This window comes from Ignavibacteriota bacterium, assembly GCA_016708125.1.
Lineage (GTDB): Bacteria > Bacteroidota > Ignavibacteria > Ignavibacteriales > Melioribacteraceae.
The window spans coordinates 137,011-157,382 of sequence record JADJGF010000001.1; the positions used below are offsets into that span (position 1 = coordinate 137,011).

At 28.2% G+C, this 20,372-nt stretch carries 25 protein-coding genes; 2 read left to right on the forward strand and 23 right to left on the reverse strand.

The annotated features are described in order from the left end of the window. Positions 1 to 2: 2 nt before the first annotated feature. The 6 genes from IPH62_00650 to IPH62_00675 all read right to left on the reverse strand — a co-directional run bounded on the left by IPH62_00650 (position 3) and on the right by IPH62_00675 (position 4,867). Positions 3 to 239, reverse strand: coding sequence for a hypothetical protein (locus tag IPH62_00650; GenBank protein MBK7103780.1), 237 nt, complete (start codon positions 237 to 239; stop codon positions 3 to 5). Positions 240 to 501: 262 nt separating this feature from the next. Then, positions 502 to 1,932: a hypothetical protein gene (locus IPH62_00655; GenBank protein MBK7103781.1), complete on the reverse strand. Its 1,431-nt coding sequence runs from the start codon at positions 1,930 to 1,932 to the stop codon at positions 502 to 504. A gap of 854 nt (positions 1,933 to 2,786) precedes the next feature. After that, on the reverse strand, positions 2,787 to 3,242 hold the full coding sequence (locus IPH62_00660; protein ID MBK7103782.1) for a GyrI-like domain-containing protein: 456 nt from the start codon (positions 3,240 to 3,242) through the stop codon (positions 2,787 to 2,789). Between the two features lie 263 nt (positions 3,243 to 3,505). After that, complete coding sequence (locus IPH62_00665) at positions 3,506 to 3,994, reverse strand: hypothetical protein (GenBank protein MBK7103783.1); 489 nt, start codon at positions 3,992 to 3,994, stop codon at positions 3,506 to 3,508. Positions 3,995 to 4,289: 295 nt separating this feature from the next. Beyond that, positions 4,290 to 4,664 (reverse strand): type II toxin-antitoxin system VapC family toxin, encoded by a 375-nt coding sequence (locus IPH62_00670; protein ID MBK7103784.1) that lies wholly within the window; start codon positions 4,662 to 4,664, stop codon positions 4,290 to 4,292. Then, positions 4,661 to 4,867, reverse strand: a complete 207-nt coding sequence (locus IPH62_00675; protein MBK7103785.1) for an AbrB/MazE/SpoVT family DNA-binding domain-containing protein — start codon at positions 4,865 to 4,867, stop codon at positions 4,661 to 4,663. Before IPH62_00675 ends, IPH62_00670 begins: the two co-directional genes overlap by 4 nt. A 429-nt stretch (positions 4,868 to 5,296) precedes the next feature. Here IPH62_00675 and IPH62_00680 point away from each other — a divergent pair, with 429 nt between their 5' ends. Next, on the forward strand, positions 5,297 to 5,467 hold the full coding sequence (locus IPH62_00680; protein MBK7103786.1) for a hypothetical protein: 171 nt from the start codon (positions 5,297 to 5,299) through the stop codon (positions 5,465 to 5,467). A 434-nt stretch (positions 5,468 to 5,901) separates the two neighbouring features. Here the strand turns inward: IPH62_00680 and IPH62_00685 are convergent, their stop codons facing one another. The 17 genes from IPH62_00685 to IPH62_00765 all read right to left on the reverse strand — a co-directional run bounded on the left by IPH62_00685 (position 5,902) and on the right by IPH62_00765 (position 19,323). Further along, a complete protein-coding gene (locus IPH62_00685; protein MBK7103787.1) occupies positions 5,902 to 6,417 on the reverse strand; it encodes a hypothetical protein in 516 nt (171 codons plus the stop codon). A 287-nt stretch (positions 6,418 to 6,704) separates the two neighbouring features. Continuing rightward, a complete protein-coding gene (locus tag IPH62_00690) occupies positions 6,705 to 7,013 on the reverse strand; it encodes a hypothetical protein (GenBank protein ID MBK7103788.1) in 309 nt (102 codons plus the stop codon). A 229-nt stretch (positions 7,014 to 7,242) separates the two neighbouring features. Next, positions 7,243 to 7,554 (reverse strand): type II toxin-antitoxin system RelE/ParE family toxin, encoded by a 312-nt coding sequence (locus IPH62_00695; protein MBK7103789.1) that lies wholly within the window; start codon positions 7,552 to 7,554, stop codon positions 7,243 to 7,245. 2 nt (positions 7,555 to 7,556) lie between these two features. Next, on the reverse strand, positions 7,557 to 7,841 hold the full coding sequence (locus IPH62_00700; protein ID MBK7103790.1) for a type II toxin-antitoxin system Phd/YefM family antitoxin: 285 nt from the start codon (positions 7,839 to 7,841) through the stop codon (positions 7,557 to 7,559). A 308-nt stretch (positions 7,842 to 8,149) separates the two neighbouring features. Further along, positions 8,150 to 8,647, reverse strand: a complete 498-nt coding sequence (locus tag IPH62_00705; protein MBK7103791.1) for a hypothetical protein — start codon at positions 8,645 to 8,647, stop codon at positions 8,150 to 8,152. Positions 8,648 to 8,908: 261 nt separating this feature from the next. Continuing rightward, complete coding sequence (locus tag IPH62_00710; protein MBK7103792.1) at positions 8,909 to 9,307, reverse strand: hypothetical protein; 399 nt, start codon at positions 9,305 to 9,307, stop codon at positions 8,909 to 8,911. 429 nt (positions 9,308 to 9,736) lie between these two features. Then, on the reverse strand, positions 9,737 to 9,961 hold the full coding sequence (locus IPH62_00715) for a hypothetical protein (protein MBK7103793.1): 225 nt from the start codon (positions 9,959 to 9,961) through the stop codon (positions 9,737 to 9,739). Positions 9,962 to 10,608: 647 nt separating this feature from the next. Continuing rightward, positions 10,609 to 10,803, reverse strand: coding sequence for a hypothetical protein (locus IPH62_00720; GenBank protein MBK7103794.1), 195 nt, complete (start codon positions 10,801 to 10,803; stop codon positions 10,609 to 10,611). A 327-nt stretch (positions 10,804 to 11,130) separates the two neighbouring features. After that, positions 11,131 to 12,237, reverse strand: a complete 1,107-nt coding sequence (locus IPH62_00725; protein ID MBK7103795.1) for a hypothetical protein — start codon at positions 12,235 to 12,237, stop codon at positions 11,131 to 11,133. Positions 12,238 to 13,075: 838 nt separating this feature from the next. Further along, positions 13,076 to 13,723: a hypothetical protein gene (locus tag IPH62_00730; GenBank protein ID MBK7103796.1), complete on the reverse strand. Its 648-nt coding sequence runs from the start codon at positions 13,721 to 13,723 to the stop codon at positions 13,076 to 13,078. A 251-nt stretch (positions 13,724 to 13,974) separates the two neighbouring features. Further along, positions 13,975 to 14,481, reverse strand: coding sequence for a hypothetical protein (locus IPH62_00735; protein MBK7103797.1), 507 nt, complete (start codon positions 14,479 to 14,481; stop codon positions 13,975 to 13,977). Between the two features lie 248 nt (positions 14,482 to 14,729). Continuing rightward, entirely contained in the window at positions 14,730 to 15,233 is a 504-nt protein-coding gene (locus IPH62_00740) for a hypothetical protein (protein MBK7103798.1), read from the reverse strand. An 801-nt stretch (positions 15,234 to 16,034) separates the two neighbouring features. Further along, positions 16,035 to 16,895 (reverse strand): hypothetical protein, encoded by an 861-nt coding sequence (locus IPH62_00745; GenBank protein MBK7103799.1) that lies wholly within the window; start codon positions 16,893 to 16,895, stop codon positions 16,035 to 16,037. Between the two features lie 390 nt (positions 16,896 to 17,285). Next, positions 17,286 to 17,678 (reverse strand): hypothetical protein, encoded by a 393-nt coding sequence (locus IPH62_00750; protein MBK7103800.1) that lies wholly within the window; start codon positions 17,676 to 17,678, stop codon positions 17,286 to 17,288. A 297-nt stretch (positions 17,679 to 17,975) separates the two neighbouring features. Further along, positions 17,976 to 18,518 (reverse strand): hypothetical protein, encoded by a 543-nt coding sequence (locus IPH62_00755; protein ID MBK7103801.1) that lies wholly within the window; start codon positions 18,516 to 18,518, stop codon positions 17,976 to 17,978. A gap of 261 nt (positions 18,519 to 18,779) precedes the next feature. Further along, entirely contained in the window at positions 18,780 to 19,043 is a 264-nt protein-coding gene (locus tag IPH62_00760) for an antitoxin (protein ID MBK7103802.1), read from the reverse strand. Position 19,044: 1 nt separating this feature from the next. Next, complete coding sequence (locus tag IPH62_00765; protein ID MBK7103803.1) at positions 19,045 to 19,323, reverse strand: DUF4258 domain-containing protein; 279 nt, start codon at positions 19,321 to 19,323, stop codon at positions 19,045 to 19,047. Between the two features lie 424 nt (positions 19,324 to 19,747). On the opposite strand from IPH62_00765, the gene IPH62_00770 reads away from it, so the two are divergent. Beyond that, positions 19,748 to 19,930: a hypothetical protein gene (locus IPH62_00770; protein ID MBK7103804.1), complete on the forward strand. Its 183-nt coding sequence runs from the start codon at positions 19,748 to 19,750 to the stop codon at positions 19,928 to 19,930. The last annotated feature ends 442 nt before the right edge of the window (positions 19,931 to 20,372 follow it).

Sequence of the window (20,372 nt, forward strand, 5' to 3'; positions counted from 1 at the left end):
AATTATTTTACAGACTCTAAGATCTCTAATTGGTTACCATTTAGTATAATATTTGCTTTTGTTTCACCAGATGAATCCATTCTTTCGGTTATTTCATTTAACGGGTTATTATGAATTTTAGTTTCTCTCTCTAATATTTCATCGTGAATGATTTTAATTCTCTCAGGATATTTTTGTTTGTCTAAAGAATTAAGAGCATCTTCTAATTGACGAAGATTATAATTTTTGTAATCAGGCATATTATAAATGTTGTTTAATAACTATTTCGCACATAACGGCGTGGCAAATAACCCGTCCGCCCCTAACATTGATTTTACTAAATAACGAATTTTATAATTACCGGAGCAAAGTTTAACTTTTCTTTAGAAAACTTTGCGACTAACTTTTCTGAATTGTTCTTCACTTTAACAAAATACTAAAATTTACTTTCCAACTTTTTATTTACAAACCAAACCAGAATTGAGCGAAGCGGTCGGGTTGATTTGTTTGTTATACAACAATTTAATTTAGATATTTTCTTATTTCTTCCTCACATTTTAAATCATGTGGTCCTAAAGCATAAAAACTTATTAACTTACTATCTTTATCAACTAACATATAATTAGGTACCCAATTAATATTTAGAAATTTTAATATTCTTGAATCAAATCCTTTTACAAGTCTATAATGATTTTCATTAGTTAATGAAACTTTATATACTTCTTGCCAAAGATTATCAAACTTGTTATCTGTGGTTAAGTATACAAATTCAATTGGGTAATTTTTCAACTTTTCTTTTAATTCTTTTGATCTTGGCATATTTGCAATACAAGGACCGCAACCTAAACTCCAAATATCTAAATAAACAAGTTTCCCCTTGTACTTCTTTATCATATTCTCAAATAATATTAGATTGCCTTTATCATCTTCCAATTCAGTTTTATTGAATTCTTCATTCAGTGGTTTATTAATTAGTTGTTGTTTTAATACATATTTGTCGTAACTTTTTTTAACAATTTTTAATGCTAGTGAATCTTTGATTTCTTTTTTAAATCGGTCATAGATTGTTGTGTCATAAATATTAAAATTAAAATCATGTAATAGCCAATCGGCTATCGCGTATGATTTTGAATAACCTTTTAGTGAATCAAAAAGTAAAATTTGTACAATGCTTTGCATTTTTGTTTCTGTTTTTTGAGGAGATGTTTTCATAAAATTACTAGTCTTTGCAAAAATGAAGTTTCTCATATTATAAAAATATTCAAAAGTTGATAATTTTGAATCATCAATAAAATATTCAACTAAGTTTATTTTTTCTAATTCTTTTTTAATTTCTAATGAATCTTCAACTTTGTCATTTTTTTTATTACTAAAATTTTTGTAATACATTAAAAATCCTTCATATGAAGATAAATCGTTTAGTTTAAGAAAATTTACAAATTCCGAACTAAGATTATATTTGTTTTTATTTTCTTCTATTATTTTAGCAAACCTTATTTGTTCTTCTTTAGCTAAAATTATTGAATGTTTTGTTGTATCATTATTTTGTAAAATTCTTGAATAGTGGTATAAACCATTTTCTTCAACTACGTGGTAAAGAAAATTATTTTTCTCTGAACCTTGTCCGGAATAACTGATAGTGTCTTGTTCATTTGTAATAAACAAATCATCATTTGGCGATAGAAATATTTTGTGATAAAAATTACCTATATGAATATTTCCATATAGACTTATATCAGATGAGATTTTAAACGAGAATGTAGAATCTTTTTCAACTTTTGCAAAATATTCAATATTATTGATTGCAAGATCAGTTGGATATAAATTTAATTTAACTTCTTCAATATCTTTATCCAATAATTTACCAGTTATTAATATTTCATTTGATTTTTTATTATTTGCACATGAATTAAGAAGAATAAGAATAAAAAGAAACGCCAAATTATTTTTCATATTTTCCTCTTTTTGATTTGTTGTATAACGGCGTGGCAAATAACCCGTCCGCCCAAATCCGTCAGCTGACGGAACAATTTTACTTAATAACGAATGATTTATTTTAAAGAGCAGTTTTTAATTTTCCTTGGTAAAAACTGCGACGCACTTTACTGAATTGTACTTCACTTTAACAAATTACTAAAATGAACTTTCAAACGTTTAATTTACAAACCAAACCCAATTGAGCGAAGCGGTCGGGTTGATTTGCGTGTTATACACTTTTATTGAAATTTTTTGTTTTAATTTTTTTGAATATTTTTTTATTAGATTTTTTAAAATCTTTTACGAAATATTAATTTATTTGAAATATTTAAACAGCTCTAAATTTTAAATACATTTTTTGAATAGAAAAACTTGAACAATAATTTTACATTTTTTGAAAAACTAAAACTTTGCAAAATTTTAAATAAATTAATTAAAAGAACGAAAACTAATTTTTAGAAATATTTTACAAATTTATATTTTTGCGAAAAACCAAAATTTGATTTTACGAAAGTTTGAAAACTTAAAACTTTTCAAAACTTTTAAGACAATTTTAAATAGATTTTAAACCGTGTATAACGGCGTGGCAAATAACCCGTCCACCCAAAACAACAATTTTATTTAATAACGAATGGTTAATTTTACAAAGTAGTTTTTATTTTGCTTTTAACAAAAACTGCGACTTATTTTTCTAAATTGCACTTCACTTTTACAAAAAACAATAATTTACTTTAAACTATTATTTTGCACAAAACCCAAACGAGCGAAGCGGTCGGGTTGATTTGTTGGTTATATGGCTTTTAGTTTGAACAAAAACATTATTGCAATTCCTAGTTAAGAATCACGGGGCAACATAACTCAATTCTAATCTTATTTATATCTGAAATATTTTCAATTATTCTTTCTAAAGCTTGATGATGTCCAATTCTATATTTGTTATCTACACACCATTTATATAATGCTTGCCAAGTTTGAAACATATTTTCAGCACCAATACATTCAGCAATAGCATAATTTCCTCCGTGATATTCAATTATACGAACATCTTCTTCTGGTCTTTCATCTATATTAACTTTAAACCAAAATTCATATCCATATTCTGATATTTCCGGAGTGGGATTTGGATTATTAAATCCATAAATTATATTCTCTCTATCATCAATATTGATGTTTCGCTTTTGACACCACCTTAATAATTTGTTCATAGCTTCTTCTTCCGGCTGTTTGCCAAAACCATAAAAACTTGCGAATCTATTTGGTTCAATTTTCTTAATATTAACTTCCATTTTTTTCTCCTATGAATGTTAATTATGTTTAGCCATATAACGGCGTGGCAAATTACCCGACGCCCAAAACAACGATTTTATTAATTAACGAATGATTTATTTTAAAGAGCAGTTTTTAATTTGCCTTTAACAAAAACTGCGACTCACTTTTCTATATTGCACTAAATTTTAACAAAAAACTTATAATTACTTCCAAACTATTATTTTGCACAAAACCCAAGCCGGAACGGCGGTCGGGTAGATTTGCTGGTTATATTTGCTTTTTAATCATAACCCCCATTTTTTGGAGGTAAAGATTTATACTCTGGTTTTGATTCTATAATTCTTTTAATAAATTCTGATAATTCTATTATTGATTCATATTCTTGTATTCGATTTTCTTCCAGAACATATTCCCAAGTAATATCTTTTTCTTGTCCGTTTATTTGAATTTTCAAATATTGTTCAAAGTTTGGACTTATTTCAACTGGACCATTATCAAAGATTGTATCTGGTAATGAATAAAAATTAGTTTCAATGATTTTTTTTTCAATTTTTTGTTGTTCTTCGGTTGTAAACCAAAACTCCACCTTTTTCAATCCATCTAATACTAAATCCTTAACTAAATAGTTGTCATAAGTATTTAGTTCATCTTTATAATTATATTTTAATAAGATTTTTACATATTGATCTTCAGGTTGAACACTATTTTCATTGCAAGAAATTACGAGTATTGCAAAAATAAAATTAAAAATTATTTTTAAAGTTTTCATATTTACCTCAAATAATTTATTTTCTTTCCTTTATTTATTTCTTGCAAATATAACGGCGTGGTAAATAACCCGTCCGCCAAAATCCGTCAGCTGACGGAACAATTTTATTTAATAACGATTGGTTTATTTTAAAGAGCAGTTTTTAATTTTCCATAACAAAAACTGCGACTTAACTTTCTGAACATTGTTCACTTTTAACAAAAATGCTAAAACAACTTTCAATTTATATTTTTACACAAAACCCAAACCAGTACGGCAGTCGGGTTGATTTGTTTGTTATACTGCTTGTAAATAATTATTTTTTTACAAAATATTTAACTGATTCCAATTCTTTGAAATCGGAATCTTGTGTCCATACAATTGCATCATTAATTTGTGCAGTAGTGTAAATAATACTATCAGCCATTGGGATATTTTTTTCATAACTTAATTTTGCAGCTTGTATAGCTATTGATGAATTAACATCTATAACCCTTGCTTGTCTCATTAATCCAATTATTTGCAATGCAGTATTTTCATCTTTTTCTTTCAAGATTTTCTTATAAATTTCATAAATATTTATCGAAGAAACTAAAAGCTCTTCTGTGTTTTCTATTGCCTCGGCAAAATTCTTCGCATTTTTGCTATCTGATAAATATTCCAACCAACCAGATGAATCTACTAAATTCATATTCTATCTCCTTCTCTTGCAATATTAGTATCTATTCCTTTTAAATATCCACGAGCATCTTTTATATTTTTAAGAAGAAGAAATTCTATCCTATTTCCAAATTCAAGAATTTGAAGTTTCTGACCAGGACGTAAATCCATTTTTTCTCTAATTTCTTTTGGAATAACAACTTGATATTTTGGTGATATTTTTACTGTAGTCATAAAATCTCCGATTATGTTTTACAATAAATATATCGATAATATTTATGTATGTCAACATATAATCGTTTGAGTTGCAATATGTTTTTAGCAGTATAACGGCGCACGCTGCTAAGCAGATTGGCTGCTTAATTCTGCTTGAGCAGTTGGTTATCTGACAGGCGATGCCGTCAGATAGATTCTAAACTGCTGTACGATTAGCCAAAGTATCAAAAATTTGAATGCGTAGAGACGTTAATTATTTAGCATCATATAAATTTTACAAAATATATTATTTAAGTGGAAACAAAATAGTGGATATTAAAAAACTTTCAACAAATCAATTTAGGCAAAAAGCATTTAAATTTTATAGCAGCGTGCGCCGTTATCCACAGGCTCAGACACGGTCAGCTTTATGCCTAAGCATTATTAAAAAACCATAGGAGCAAAGCAATGGACTACTTAATATTATTAGCTATAATTGGGTTGTACTATTTAATAATCAAAAATTCTAAGAAAAATATTTTAATAACCACGAAAATGACAATGGGACAAAGGGAAAATTTTATTCGTGGTTTTGAAAATTATATTTCAAATAATCCAAAAATTGATGGTAATCATTAATTAACTCATTATAGATGGAGTTTTCTTCTTTATCCTCCAATTTAGAGATAATCTTAGATTGGACTTTAAGGACAAACTCAGTGTTAGCTATGATAAAATTTCCTAATTCAGTCATATTGAAATGGATTTCTTGTTTCATATTATTCCTCAAAATATAAGAGACATTGCTTTGCTTAGCCAATGCGTAACGATAACGGCAGAGGCTGTGGATAACGGCGTGGCAAATAACCCGTCCGCCAATAACAACAATTTTATTAAATAACGAATGGTTTATTTTAAAAGCAGTTTTTAATTTTGTTCTACAAAAAACTGCGACTCACTTTACTTAATTCCACTACACTTTTATAAAAAACTAAATTAAACTTTCAGACTTTAATTTTGCACAAACCCCAAACGAGCGAAGCGGTCGGGTTGATTTGTTGGTTATGCAATTTTTAATTATATAATCCGTTAGCTGCCGGTAATGATTTGTATTCTGGTTTTTTATATATTATTTCTTCAATGGTATTTGTTAACTCAATTATTTTATTATGTTCTTCTGGATAACTATTTACTAAATACCAATATATATTTTTCTCTTTGTTTTCATAATTTATTTTTAATATTTGTTTTCCAGGATCTGGATCAAATTCTAGTTTTGTTGAATCTGATTCAGTCCATGTTAATGAATCTGGCAAATTAAAAAAATTTATTTCTTCTACTTTTTGAATTATTTTTTCTTGTTCTTCCTTAGTAAGCCAAAAGTCTGTTGTGATTGTTCCATCTAAAACTAAATCTTTTGTATATTTGAGTTTATATGTATCAAGTTCATTTTTAAATGAATATTTATAAAATATTTGTATTTCTTGAACTGGAGCAATTTTATTTTGGGATTCATTTATTGATTCTGAACAAGAATTTATTAATGTTACAGTTATTATAAAAACTAATATCTGAAAATACTTTTTCATATTTACCTCCTTTTAAATTACATAACGGCGGCACAAATAACCCGTCCGCCCAAATCCGTCAGCTGACGGAACAATTTTATTTAATAACGAATGATTAATTTTACAAAGCAAAGTTTAACTTATCTTTAGCAAACTTTGCGACTCACTTTTCTAAATTGCACTTCACTTTAACAAATGACTAAAATTGAAAACTAAACTTTTTGCTTACAAATCAAACCAGTATTGAGCGAAGCGGTCGGGTTGATTTGCTTGTTATGTGTATTTTTTAAATGATATGAATAAATCATTTAATCATTCTCAAATTTTATTTTCTGAACAATCTCATCTTTTATTTTAGAATCAATATTTTCCCAAACAGTATTTTCATCGATGACTAAATTAATATTGCATTCATTTTTTACAGCATTAATAATTTGTTCAAAACATTTTTGATATGACCACTCACGTGGTTTTGGAGAAAATAAAACTTTTCTTTTTTCATCCCAATTCACTTCCATCGCAGCTCTATAAATATATGAGAAAGTTTCAATTTCTGGCTTTACGAAAAGTCTATCAAATTCATCAATCCCTAATAATATTATTTTTTCTTTTTTCATACACATAACGGCGTGGCAAATAACCCGTCCACCCAACACAACAATTTTATTAAATAACGATTGGTTTATTTTAAAGAGCAAAGTTTAATTTTTATTTAGCAAACTTTGCAACTTACTTTTTTGAATTGCACTTCACTTTTACAAAAAACTAAAATTGAAAACTAAGCTTTCTGTTTACAAACCAAACCAGAATTGAGCGAAGCGGTCGGGTTGATTTGTTGGTTATGTGTTAATTACTTTTAATTTGATTAACTAAGTTTTCTATGTCCAACAATTTATGACCTTCAAACACAGTTAAAACATCAATAGAATTTTTCTTAATTAAATAAACTATTCTATAATTTTTGTGTAATATTTCCCTTATTTGACTTATTGATAATTCTGGAACTATTCTTCCTTTTTCTGGAAATTCTATTAAGTCTTCAACAAGTGAAATTAGTTTGTCAGTCAATTTAATTGCAGCATTAGGATTATCTTGAGAAATGAAATCTTCAATTTCTTGAAAATTGAGCAGAGATTCTTTTGTCCAATAAATTTTCATAATTATTTTGTAAATCTATGTTTTTTCAATTCAGTTCTTATTTGAGAAGTTGTTAAAACTTCTCCATTTTCTGAATCAGCAAGTCCTCTAGAAATTGAATCGATAAATAATTTTGTTTCTCTGAGTTCATCAAACTCTTTTGGCGAAACTAATACTCCAGCTGGTTTTCCATTTTGTGTAATGATTAAAGAATTTTTACGAATTTGTAAATCCTTTAAATACTTTGCTAAACTTGATTTAAATTGTCCAACTGGAATTATGTCACTTGAAACTGATATATTTCTCATTTTACACCTTTCTTTTTGTCTAAATAATATCTCTAATTTAGCTCTATATTACGACTTAAGCAATAAACATTTTTTAACACATAACGGCGGCGCAAATAACCCGTCCGCCCTAAACCCATTTTTATAAAATAACGATCGATTAAATTTACGGAGCAAAGTTTAACTTTTCTTTAGCAAACTTTGCGACTTACTTTTTAAAATGTACTTCACTTTTACAAAAAACTTAAATGAACTTCCAAATTATCTGTTTACAAAGCAAACCATAATTGTGCGAAGCGGTCGGGTTGATTTGTTTGTTATATGCATTTTTAATTTTCATTATTAATTGGGTGAATAATATACTCTGTTTCATCATATCTATTAAGTGGTAATGGTATTTTACCATAACCACCTAATTCATAAATAGTATTTTCATCCAAATTCCATATCTTACTATATGTAAAATATGGATATATTAATAGTCCTAAAAACGGTGTAATACTATATCCATAGTAGATATTTTCCCTTTCTAATAATAGTGTTGGACCAAAATCAACTCCACCAAAATATAAAAAACCCTCAATCCCAATATGCAGTTTTTGGTAATTTCTACCAATATCGTAACTGAGAACACTTCCATAATTCCAAATTCGATCTTGATCCACGGAAATATATGAAACTTCAAATCCATAGACAAATCCTCCATTTTCACCAAATGCGTAACCCAATTTTATCCCCGGACTGATTATATTTAAATGTTTTGGGAATTGACCTCCGTAAATATTAGGGAAGGAAATAATTATAAAAAGTATTATTAATTTCTTCATAATTTTTTTATGCATATAACGGCGTAGCAAATAACCCGACGCCCAAATCCGTCAGCTGACGGAACAATTTTATTAAATAACGAATGATTTATTTAAAGAGCAGTTTTTATTTTTCCTTGGCAAAAACTGCGACTCACTTTTTGAATTGTACTTCATTTTAACAAAAAACTTAAGTTAAAATTCATATATTTCTTTTTATAAAATTCCGCCAAATGAAAACGGCCGTCGGGTTGATTTGTTGGTTATACTTACTTTATTAACTTATAATTCTATTCCAAGTGAAATAAATCTGAATGGGAATCCTCTTACATGTTTACGAGGAAGAAATGCATCAAAACCATCCATAGCAGAGTTTTGATTAATTTGTTTAAATTCAATAATTAAGTTATAGTCAGCATCAACCTTATATCTAATTATGCCACCAAACTGTGTTGAAACATTTAAAAAAGGTACAAATGGGCTGAAAGCAAAAAATTCTAATCCTCCCTTAATTGAAATTGATAATTTATCACCAAGAATAATTGGCATAGTGATTAGGTTCGGTGAAATACTAGGAAAACTTAATAAGCGAACATCAATACCAAATGCAAATGCATGCGATAATGGAAAACTATAATTTCCTTCAAAATTTGTTATTTCTTTATTATAACTATAACCCATCTTTATCTGAAAGTTCTTAAATAAAGCATACCTTTCTGAATAAAGCTCACTTTCAGATTCTTGTGCAAATAAATGAGTTGAAATTATTAAAATAGTTATTACAGTAATTGTTATTTTTTTAATTGCTTGTTTTCCTTATTCTATATGAAAATAATATATAAATACTTAAAATATTAATTATCACTTATTTTGTAAGTATAACGGCGTGGCAAATAACCCGTCCGCCCTATACTACAATTTTATTAAATAACGATTGTTTAATTTTAAAGAGCAGTTTTTAAATTTGTTTTACAAAAACTGCGACTCACTTTTCTAAATTGTACTACACTTGAACATAATACTTAAATTTACTTTCAAACTTTCTGTTTACAAACCAAACCCAAACGAGCGAAGCGGTCGGGTTGATTTGCTGGTTATATAACAATTTTATTATTCAACCGCAAAATCTTTTTTGTTACAATTCCACTCTGGTTTTAATCCGAGAATACCATTTTTAAAAGCATCTTTGGGACTTAAAGTAATATTTGGATATGGTTCAAATAAGATTAAATCATTAATTTTATTTTTGGGAATACATAATTTAGTAGGATATTTCCCGTCATTAGCTTTTATAAAATCGTCTATTAGTTTTTTGATTTTAAGTTTGATATCCATTTAATTTTTCTCCTTTATTATCACTTGTTATAATTTTTTCTGACCTACTTTTACTCCAATTTTAAATGCTGCCCTAACAACTTTGTTAGCATGTTTTGCTGGAAATTTCCGAAAAGTATGACCAACAGTTTTAGCTGCTTGTAGAGTTGTAGGGTTAGAAATAAATTTCAAAATTGATTGAATTATTTTTATTATAGTTTATCTCCTTTTCATTTTGTTATATAACGGCGCACGCTGCTAAGCAGATTGGCTGTTTAATTCTGCTTGAGCAGTTGGTTATCCATAGCCTCTGGCGATGGATAGTTTACAACTGCTGTTCGGTTAGCCAAAGTACCAAAAATTTTGATGCGTAGAGACGTTAATTATTCAGCATCATATAAATTTTATAAAATAGATTATTTAAGTGGAACCAAAATAGTGAACATTAAAAAACTTTTAACAAATCAATTTAGGCAAAAAGCATTAAAATTTTTTAGCAGCGTGCGCCGTTATCCACAGGCTCAGACACGGTCAGTTTTATGCCTATGCGTTATCAAAAAATCATAGGAGCAAAGCGATGAAAGCCATAACCCCAATCGAAGAACTTAGATTTAGAATAATTGAAATTCTTATAGAAAATAATCACAATAGTAAAAATACAATTGAGATTATACAGGCAGCTTCTCTTCTTCTAAAATTTGTGTTAGATCAAAACCAAGAGTAGCTTTATAGCACTTACGATAAAGAATGAGAATATCCCTTTCATTATAATTTTTATCCGAACGTGAAAGTATAAATTTGGCTAAATCTAACGCAACTTGTTCTTTGGAACCATTTGAAATATTGATTTTTGGATCAGTCACAATAAACTCCTTTGTTGATTGATAAAAAAATAATCGCTTTGCTCTGCCAATGCGTAACGATAACGGCAGAGGCTGTGGATAACGGCGTTGCAAATAACCCGTCCGCCAAAAACTACAATTTTATTTAATAACAAATGGTTTATTTTAAAGAGCAGTTTTTAACCTTGCCTACCGGCAGGCAGGTTTGGTTTTACAAAAAACTGCGACTTACTTTTCTAAATAGCACTTCTCTTTAACAAAAAACTTAAATTTCCTTTCAAACTTTCTATTTACAAACCAAACCAGAATTGAGCGAAGCGGTCGGGTTGATTTGCTGGTTATATGGTTTTAATATTTTACCATTTTTAGCAAATCTGTTCTTAATACTAATATTTTATATTTTGCGACTAAATTATAATTTGAATCTTGTATTTCTAAAATTTGATTTTCAGATTTATAATTCCAATAACCTAATTCATAGTGATGTGCATCTTTCGGATCTAACACAAAATATTGACAGACATTATTATCAGCAAAAATATATTTTTGCCTATAACTTGTAAGTGGGAATTCTTTATAATCATATGGTCTGAAAATTTTAATAGAGTCTATTTCCTCTTCAAATGAATGATACCATTCCTTTTTAATACTATTGGAATAATCATTGGAATTAGCATTTCCAACTCCTTTTAAAGTGATATTTCCCTTTTTACTTTCTAAATATAAATTTCCTTCACCATTATTTAATATTCCTTTGACCTCTTTAGTTGATTTAGAAATAATGTTAATATTTAAATTTTCATAAGTAGTTGTGCAACTTTCTGTTTTCAAGTGAATATTTAATGTTGAATTATTTGGTATCTCCAAATAAATATCTCCAGTTTCAGAATAACATCTACAGAATCCATTAATTGGCAAATATATTGAACTTGATATTTTACCACTTGTTGAATGTGCTTCTAATGAACCATTATGATTATTTACTGAACAATTATAATTATCAGTTTCAGCATAGATCTCAGAATAGTGATTCGAAATTGTCACACCACCATTTGAATTCTTAAAAATAATTGGTTTGTGATATGGTACAATAAGGCTAAGATTACATTTCTGAGTATTATCATCAATTGATGAAATTACTTTACAAATAGTTGTATCGTCTTTTAGAATTGAATCTAAATAAATTTTGTTAAAGGCATCTTGTGCTAATGATGAATTTTTAACTTTAACTGTTTTATCAAGAGTATAACTAACCTCTGAAGAATTCGAACCACCGGATATGTTTACGAAACCAATAGAATTTTCAATAACAAGTACTTTCGCAGTACTTTCAAAATAAAAACTATTTGAAGTGCGTTCTTGATATTCTAAGAGTATTTCTTTTTCTACAATTGTAGAATCATCAGAGCAAGAAATTAATAGTATAAATAAAAACAAAACCATAAGAATTTTCATAAATACTTCTCCATTTTCAAACCATATAACGGCGTAGCAAATAACCCGTCCGCCCAACACAACAATTTTATTTAATAACGAATGGTAAATTTTACAAAGCAGTTTTTATTTTTCCTTTACAAAAAACTGCGACTAACTTTTTGAATTATACTACACTTTTACAAATAACTAAAATTTACTTTCCAACTTTCTGTTTACAAACCAAACCAGAATTGAGCTTGCCCGCCGTGGCGGGCAAAGCGGTCGGGTTGATTTGCGTGTTATACACTTTTATACAAATTTTTTGTTTTAACTTTTTTTTGAAGAATTTATTTCACAGATTTTAAAACTTTTATAAAATATTTATTTATTTGAAAATTTAAAACAGCTCTAAATTTTAAATACATTTTTTGAATAGAAAAACTTGAACAGCAATTTATAATTTTAGAAAAACCTAAACTTTGAAAAATGTTTAACAAAAATAATTAAAAGAACGAAAACTAATTTTTAGAAATATTTTACAAATATATATTTTTGCAAAAAACTAAAATATGATTTTATAAAAGTTAGAAAACTTAAAACTTTACAAAACCCAAAAGACAATTTTAAATAGATTTTAAACCGTGTATAACGGCGTGGCAAATAACCCGTCCACCCAACACAACAATTTTATTAAATAACGATTGGTTTATTTTAAAGAGCAAAGTTTAATTTTTATTTAGCAAACTTTGCAACTTACTTTTTTGAATTGCACTTCACTTTTACAAAAAACTAAAATTGAAAACTAAGCTTTCTGTTTACAAACCAAACCAGAATTGAGCGAAGCGGTCGGGTTGAGGCGCTGGTTATATGCTTATTGTTATTTATAAAGAATTCTTAAAATACTATCTGAAGTTTCTAAGATTGCATCAATGAAACTTTTAGGCCGATTTAATTTTTCGCTACTACTTTTGATTGAATTAACTTCTGCTATAATTTCCGCTAGAATTTCTGAATTTTCATCAACTGAAATTTCTTGATCAAGTACTTGCAACTGCTTTTTATAGGTTACATATTGTAATAGTAATTTACTAAGCTCTTTATTCTCATCTTTAATTTCGTTTATTCTATATTGGGTTCTTTCGAATTGGTCTTTTAGAAATAATGCCATACTTGCTTTTCTTACAAGCAATTCAATTTCACTTTTTTTTATTTCAAGTTCCATTAACTCTTTTTCTTTTGTATCAAGCTCAAGTTCCTTGTGTTGAAGTTCTTCTTCTTTCTTTTTCAATTCTTCGGATGATTCAACAACTTTTTTAAAATACTCAATACCAACATTTTCAATATCTTCTTTTTTCAGACGTGAAGATGCAAAGGCTAATAAACCAGAAACTGAAGCAACACCTCCGATAATAGCTGACAGAGTTAAATAAAGATCTTTATCGAACCACTTTAATAAAACTGCAACGAAACCGAAGATAAAATAGCCTAAAGCAATGATCACAATTGAAATTAGAATTCTTTTCATTTACAGCTCTTTTTGTTTTAGCATATAACGGCGTGGCAAATAACCCGTCCGCCAATAACAATAATTTTATTAAATAACGAATGATTTATTTAAAGAGCAGTTTTTAATTTATCATTAGCAAAAACTGCGACGCACTTACTGAATTGTACTTCACTTTTACAAAAAACTAAAATTTACTTTCAAACTTTTGATTTACAAATTCCCGCCAAATTTGCGAAGCGGTCGGGTTGATTTGTTTGTTATACATTATTTTATTTAAAGTAATTCTCAATTTCTAATCCCTTTAATTCTTTACAACTTATTTTTTTATAAACTTTTCCATCAAATTTATAAGTTGTCACAAATGAACTTTCTGCACCATTTCGTTCATATGTTTCAATTGCATAAAAACCTAAACTCTGACTTTTCAATACTTTGATAATTTTGCCAAATATTTCACCAAAATACTCACCATTTTCTCCAATTATTAACCAAGGACAACCACCACTTCCACACAAAAATTCATTTGTATAAAAATGTTCTTGTAAATTATTATTATTTAAGTCAAACTGATAAGAATAAATTGAACTATCTTGAAAATCACAAAGAAAATTTGTTTTATTTATTTGCCAGTCTGGAATTATATCATTACTTTGAATAAACAAAGTATCTCTCTTTGCATCCCAAAAATCAAAACTTTTGACAATATCATTTTGTGCAAATAAAGAATAATTTACAATTAAAATTATTAGAAGAATGAAATAATTTATTTTCTTCATAATGTATAACGGCGGTGCAAATAACCCATCCGCCCAAATCCGTCAGCTGACGGAACAATTTTATTAAATAACGATTGGTAAAATTACCAAGAGCAGTTTTTATTTTTCATTTACAAAAACTGCGACTTACTTTTCTGAATTGTTCTACACTTTAACAAAAAACTAAAATTGAAAACTAAACTTTCTGTTTACAAACCAAACCCAAATTAACGAAGCGGTCGGGTTGATTTGCTTGTTATGTAGCATTATTATTTTTGATATTGTTCAACTATTTTTCCAGTATAATATTTTCCACATTCTTTTGATTTTATTTTTGTTGAATATGAAAAAGTTAGTTCATTTTCTGCATAATTATATTCAATTATTGTGGTTGGAGAACCCCCACTTGGATGTAAAGTAATAACATTTTCAGTTGAATTTGAATCTATTGAATACAAACAAAATGCATAATATGGTTCAGCATAAAATATTGTTTTAAAAATATTAAGATTATTAATTTTTATATTTTTGTTTGTATCTGGGATTTCGTAATAATTTTCTAAATGTTCTATTTTTCCCATTTCATTATAGAAAATTGTATTCTTTAAATTCCAAGTTCCAGTTAATTCAGTAAAACTTGTACCATTATTACTAAAATCTAAATTAAGATCATTTGCTTTGAATAAATTTTCATCACAATTATTTTCATTCGTATTTTCACAACCAAAGAATAAAACAAATAAAATTATTACAAGTTCTAAATATTTTTTCATATTTTAATTCCACTATATTTCTTTTTAGCTACATAACGGCGGCGCAAATAACTTGCCGCCAAAAACAACAATTTTACTAAATAACGAATTTGTAATTTTACAAAACAATGTTTAACTTTTTTCAAAAACATTGTTTTTAAACTTTCTGAATTGCACTTCACTTTAACAAAAAACTTAAAATTACTTTCTAACTTTTATTTTGCACAAAACCCAAACGAGCGAAGCGGTCGGGTTGATTTGCGTGTTATACACTTTTATTGAAATTTTTTGTTTTAACTTTCTTAGAAAATTTAATTTAATAGATTTTTTTTAATCTTTTACGAAATAATAATTTATTTGAAAATATTAAATAGCTCTAATTTTTAATACATTTTTTGAATAGAAAAACTTGAACAGCTATTTATAATTTTAGAAAAACGAAAACTTTGAAAAATGTTAAACAAAAATAATTAATAGAACGAAAACTAATTTTTAGAAATGATTTACAATTTATAATTTTTGAAAAAACCATAATTTGATTTTATAAAAGTTAGAAAACTTAAAACTTTACAAAACTTTTAAGACAATTTAAAATAGATTTTAAACCGTGTATAACGGCGTGGTTTTTAAGCCGCCGCCCAACACAGCAATGCAGCTTCGAAAACCAATGCCAATGATTTATTAATTACTTTGTTTACTAAACAACACTCAAAGAGCAACATACTTTTACAACGCAACTTTATAACCGCACAATTGCCGCAACGTTTAAAGCGGTCGGCTTGGAAAACTGGTTAGGCGCATTATGGATATTGTTTTCTGATTTTATCTGCTTTCTATTAAAAATACACCAAAAGTTATTAATATTGTTGCAATCCACTGCATTTTAGTAACCTTAGTTCTTGCACCTTGGGGAAATAAAAACATTAAGAGAATTACAAATAATCCTTGTACTCCACTCATTGCAGTTACATAAGCAGCGACTGGAGCAATGGCAACAGCAAGCACACTAAACAAATATGATGCTTCAGAAAATGTCTCATTTAAGAGACTTAAGCCTAAAAACCTTTTACCTTGGTGCTTGATTCTGTAAACAAACCCATCTCTATACTTTTGTGCAAGAAGAAATAAAACTATTCCAATTAAGCCAGTTGAAATAAGTTGCCAGAAATAAATTGCAGTTGTTGACCCAAATTCAGATGCTTTTCTGACGACAAATAAAGTTATTGCCCAGGTTGATGTTGTAGGAATTGCTATTAATAAAAGTTTGGTAGGTATTTTCCATTTGAAAGTTCCAGAATCAAGAATATAGGCACCGTACATAAGCAAAACTATACCCAGCAAGCCAAGAATTGTAATTGAGCCACCAAAAATCAATTCCATTACCAATAACCAGATTGAGCTTATTTGATTTAATGGAACTACTTGATGAACTGAATATAATTGTAATAAATAAAAATATGAGATCCAGTAAGCAACCATTGTGACGGCAGAAATACTTGCCAATCCAAAGGGTAATAAATTAAGTGTCGTGTCTTTTGTTATAATTCCTAATATAATTGCCCCACCAAAACACATAAATGTAGATGCTATTAACACGCTACCAATCTTAGTGTGAATATCTGCTTTTGGAGGAAGTTTATTATTTGTTGCTAAGTGTTCATCCGAGACATTTACAACTGCCATTAAAAAAACGTGTATAAGTGAATATATAAACCACATATTAGTAAAATATCATCCACATGCTTTTAGATATATAACGCAAGTTTTTTTGATTAAACGTAGTGGCACTTAACAAAAACTTAATATAATGCACGAAACAGAGCGAAACTATTAAAATCATTATGTGCGCCTAACGGCGGCGCAAATAACACGCCGCCCTAAATTTAAATTTTACCAAATAACGAATTTATATTTTTACAAAACAATGTTTAACTTTTTTCACAAACATTGTTTTTAACTGTGCTGAATTGCACAAACTTTAACATAAAACTTTAGTTAAACTTCCAATATTTCTATTTACAAAATTCTGCCGAATGAAAACGGCGGTCGTGTTGATTTGTTTGTTAGGTGTTTTTAGGGAACGACCTCAAAAACTGTTTCTGAGTTATAACCAAATACAAGATTAATTATTTTCAATCCAATATCATAAACTTTATCTTTTGATTGACCAGCATTTATTCTGTAAACCGGTGCATTCAATTCAGAGGTATAAAACGGTTTATTACCATAAGTTATTTTAGAAACTTCATACCCAATATCTTTACAAGCTTTCTTAAATTTTTCCCCAATTTCTTTTTGTTCTTCTATCATAACTTCAAAATCAATAAAAAAGGAATTGAATTCATAAATAAAATAAATACAGTCGGTTGGATTTTTACTTAAGCCAAAGAAATCATATTCCAATTGGTTTTTCTCTAATTTATTTAGTAAAGTTTTTGATTCAGAATATTTAATTTTCTGTGCCATTATAAAATGATTTTGTGAAAAAATATTTTGATTTAGTATCAAAATAAAAATTGATATATAAAATTTCATCCAAAACACCTAACGGCGGCGCAAATTACCCGCCCGCCTATAACAACAATTTTACTAAAACAATGTTTATTTTGATTTTTCCAAAACATTGTTTTTTAATTTGCTGAATTGCACTACTCTTTAACAAATGACTAAAAATAACTACCCAACTTTTTATTTGCACAAAACCCAAGCCGGAACGGCGGTCGGGTAGATTTGCTGGTTATACAACCACTTTATAGTTATTTATTAATTTCCCTCTCTATTCATTGGTACTATTTTCCCAGTAGCTTTATCATAACCAAATAGCTCAGTGTCCCCATCATACCATTTTAATAATTCCGATATTTCGGTTATGTTCTCAATGGTTCCAGGAAAAACATCAAAATGACCGAGTTCATTTTTATTAAATCTACCTCTTAATTCTACATATCTACAATCCAATCGTTTAATATCACTTTGAGAATCTAAAGTTAAATCTCCTTGATTAGAATAGTGGACGGTTAAGGAGTCTGAATACTCTAACCAAATAGAATTTTCGATTATTCCAAAGTCAGCATGATCCTTTGAAAAATATAAAGCAGAATCTTCTAATTTATTATGGAGAAATCCAGAAACTGTAACTATCTGATTGTGATATTTTTCTGGATTTGAGAGAAGTTGAAGTATAGATATTTGATTAAATTTAAGGTTTTCCACTACTACTAAATTACTATCCAATAAATTTTGAGAGAAACAAAAATGAGACAGTAGAATGACAAATAAAAATATTTTAATTAAAAATTTTAACATAATTTCCTTTTGGTTGTATAACGGCGTGGCAAATAACTTGTCCGCCCAAATCCGTCAGCTGACGGAACAATTTTATTTAATAACGATTAATTCATTTTAAAGAGCAGTTTTTAATTTGCCTTTAGCAAAAACTGCGACTTACTTTTATAAATTGTACTTCACTGTTACAAAAAACTAAAATTTACTTTCTAACTTTTATTTTGCACAAAACCCAAACGAGCGAAGCGGTCGGGTTGATTTGCGTGTTATACCGTTTTTTTCTTAAGTAGATTTTAATTCACCTTTATTGTATTTATGAATTAAACTTGAGATTAATGTTTGATATGGAATACCTTCTTCAATGGCTTTAATCTGAATATCGTTATAATCTTTAGTTGTTAAACGAATATTAATACGTTTATTTTTTGCTAAACTTGCTTTGGCTGATTCAACATAAGCTTTTTGATCTTTCTTTTTAATTGATTTCCATTCACCTTTTTCAAAAGATTCAACCAATTCTTTTTCTTCTTTATCTAAATATTTCATTTTATTCCTCATTACTTAAGTAAATTTTTGTTGCCTCTCTGCTTGGATAAATTGTTTTTAGAAAATATTTTTCATCATCTTCAACAAATGGAACGATATAGGCATAATTATTAATTTCAACAATAAAGATTTTTTGATTTGGATATTTCTCTTTATTAGGATGTTCAAAAATATCTAATATTTTTTCATTTGAGATAGCAAAAACAATTTCTTCAAACGAAATATTTCTTTTCTCTTTTAAGATATTATTTTTATCTTCGTCCCAATCAAAGTATTTCATAAATATCCGAAATGTGTGCCTTATAGGTATACAATTTACAAAAGTGTGATTAATTTGTCAATATTATGTTTGATTTTTTTGAACGGTATAACGGCGCACGCTGCTAAGCAGATTGGCTGCTTAATTCTGCTTGAGCAGTTGGTTATCTGACAGGCGACGCCGTCAGATAGATTCTAAACTGCTGTACGATTAGCCAAAGTATCAAAAATTTGAATGCGTAGAGACGTTAATTATTTAGCATCATATAAATTTTACAAAATATATTATTTAAGTGGAAACAAAATAGTGGATATTAAAAAACTTTCAACAAATCAATTTAGGCAAAAAGCATTTAAATTTTATAGCAGCGTGCGCCGTTATCCACAGGCTCAGACACGGTCAGCTTTATGCCTAAGCATTATTAAAAAACCATAGGAGCAAAGCAATGAAAATCAATCAATCTTTAAAACAATTGGAAGAAATATTGTCCCCGATTAAACCGGAAAACCAAAATATAAAAATATCTTCAGTAAAAATTGAAGATGCCATGTTGGGCAAAATAAAAATCAGTGTGGATTATATCGTTTCTCCACTCGAGACAGAATTTGAAAATAAAGATTATAAATAAAATCAACTCGTTCACTTATAAGTGCAGAATTATTCTGATCCTTAATTTCAGAAAACGAGAATTCTTTTAATAATGATTCAAATGCAATAGCGGTTATTTCTTTGGCAATTATATGTTCATAATATTCATTCATAAAAATGTTCCAATAATGTTTATAAATAAAAATATTTCATTGCTTTGCTTAGCCAATGCGTAACGATAACGGCAGAGGCTGTGGATAACGGCGTTGCGGTTAAGCTGCTGCCCAAAACAAGAATGCAGAATGAAACCACAACTGCAAAAGATTAAGCAAACCGTGCTTAAATTTCCGTTTACGTAAAGCACGGTTTGCAAGTTAATTAATTTAGTTTGAACAATTTTAACAACAAACTTAAAACGGAGCACTTAACATCAAAATTTGTAAAACGCCGAATGCGAAAGCGCAGGCAGCTTGAACCGCTGG